This is a genomic window from Stenotrophomonas sp. 2YAF22 (genome assembly GCF_052114665.1).
GTDB classification, from domain to species: Bacteria; Pseudomonadota; Gammaproteobacteria; order Xanthomonadales; family Xanthomonadaceae; genus Stenotrophomonas; species Stenotrophomonas indicatrix.
Genome location: NZ_JBFRFE010000876.1, coordinates 1 through 1264, shown reverse-complemented (window position 1 = coordinate 1264; position 1264 = coordinate 1). Strand labels below are relative to the sequence as shown.

At 67.8% G+C, this 1264-nt stretch carries 1 protein-coding gene and 1 pseudogene; both read left to right on the top strand.

Going from position 1 to position 1264, the window contains the following annotated elements; translation table 11 throughout:
• On the top strand, positions 1 to 425 hold a 425-nt coding region (locus AB4Y84_RS21910; RefSeq protein ID WP_442250966.1), incomplete at its 5' end, for a LysE/ArgO family amino acid transporter.
• A gap of 205 nt (positions 426 to 630) precedes the next feature.
• Positions 631 to 1264, top strand: a pseudogene (locus tag AB4Y84_RS21905) (S9 family peptidase); the annotation flags it as partial.

Sequence of the window (1264 nt, the reverse complement as noted above, 5' to 3'; positions counted from 1 at the left end):
CCACGGCGCTGCCGTGGCTGACCACCGCCGTCCTCTGGACCGGCGTGGCCTTCCTGGCCTGGTATGCGATGAAGTCGGCGCGCCGTGCGATCGCCGGTGGCGGCGGCATGGGCGAGGCCGACAGCGATGACGGCAGCCGTCGCTCGGTGCTGCTGGCCGCGGTCGGCTTCTCGCTGATCAACCCGCACTTCTGGCTGGACATGATGGTGATCGGCTCGATCGCCGAGAACTTCGGCAATGCACGCATGGCCTTCGCGGCCGGCGTGGTCACTGCCAGCTGCCTGTGGCTGACCGCGCAGGGCCTGGGCGCGCGCCTGCTGGCACCGCTGTTCACCAAGYCCAGCACCTGGCGCGTGCTGGACGGCACCATTGCGGTGATCCTCAGCATCCTCGCCCTCACTCTGGCCGTGCGCGGGGTCCATTGAGCCGGCGCACGCCCCCCGAACCCACGTCCTGACTCTCTCTCCAAGGTAGTGGTAACAACGGCACCGGCAACGGTGCCGTTGTTTTTTGTGCCCACTGGCGGGGCGGCCGCTGGCCTGCCTAGAATCGGCCAGCCGGGACAAGGCGTCCAGGCGCAAGGGGGGAAGCATGCGCAGGTATGGGTTGGCCGCCATCATCGTGGCAGGGATGTCGTGGGGGACCGCTGCTGCGGTTGATCTGGACGCTTACGTGCGACCGGACAAGTTCGAGGATGTGATCCTGTCGCCCAGCGGCGACTACCTGGCCGCGACCGTGCCCGGTGATGGCTTCACCGCGTTGATCATCCTGCGTACGGACGACAACACGCCGGTGGGTAGCCTGCGGCCGCCACGCAATTCCCATGTCTTCGACATGCACTGGGTCAACAACGATCAGGTGATGTTCGGCTTGGCCCAGAAGTTCGGCACCCGTGATGCGCCCTGGGCCACCGGCGAACTGCTGGCGCTCGACGCGCGTACCGGGCGTACGGACGTGCTGGTCGGCTACCGCAGCCTGGGACTGCGCCTGCGGCCCAGGTACCACAGCGAGGCAGCGGCGTTCCTCAGTGACGCCCTGCCGGGCGACGATGGCCAGGTGGTCATTGCAATGGGTGGGTCGCGCCTGGACGCCAATGGCTATGCAGCCCGGCTCGATCTCGCTACGGGCAAACAGCGCATCCTGGCCCGTGCGCCGGTGCCGGCGTCTTCCTACACGATCGACCCCAAGGGTGACGTGCGTTTCGTGCGTGGCACCGGCAGCGACAACGGCAGCCGTCTCTACCACCGCAACGGTGGCGAATGGG